The following is a 684-nucleotide window of genomic DNA, read 5'->3' on the forward strand; positions in this document are numbered from 1 at the left end:
TCATTTGCCTAGATTAACTAAAATCTACGATTTTTTGAGTCTGACTTTAATGAACGTTAAAGCAGAGGATAAAATGCTCTGGGATTGGGGCTATAGCTCAGCTGGGAGAGCGCCTGCCTTGCACGCAGGAGGTCTGCGGTTCGATCCCGCATAGCTCCACCAATTTCCAAAATTGAAATGATTATAAATAAGTGTATTTGCTTGGTTTAAGTTTGAATTAAGTAAAGTGTATTTATTTCTAATCATGCGATTAGAAGCTCTTTAACAATTAGGTAAGTAATAGTAGACGTTGTTTTATGTTGTGATGACATAATGCAACTCATTGCTAAGTGATTAGATTATTCACATATCAGCGAATAATTTAATCATGGATAACGAAAGAAATGAGATTCATATCAAGCGTTATCCGGCGAAAACGTTACGAATGGTCATATATATAACTTAAGTACTAAGATGGTAAAAGGTCGTCTTAGAAGACTACTTCGGGTTATATAGTTAAGTGACTAAGCGCATACGGTGGATGCCTTGGCAGTCAGAGGCGATGAAGGACGTAGTAACCTGCGATAAGCGTTGGTAAGCTGGTAAACAAGCTTTGACCCAACGATTTCCGAATGGGGAAACCCATCTAACATAAGTTAGATATCTTGCACTGAATACATAGGTGTAAGAAGCAAACCCGGAGAA

1 tRNA gene and 1 rRNA gene are annotated in these 684 nt (G+C 38.3%); both read left to right on the forward strand.

The annotated features are described in order from the left end of the window. Positions 1–86: 86 nt before the first annotated feature. A tRNA-Ala gene (locus A3761_RS08855) sits at positions 87–162 on the forward strand. Positions 163–493: 331 nt separating this feature from the next. Further along, positions 494–684 (forward strand): 23S ribosomal RNA (locus A3761_RS08860); the annotation flags it as partial.

The sequence above is a fragment of the Oleiphilus sp. HI0123 genome (genome assembly GCF_001635315.1).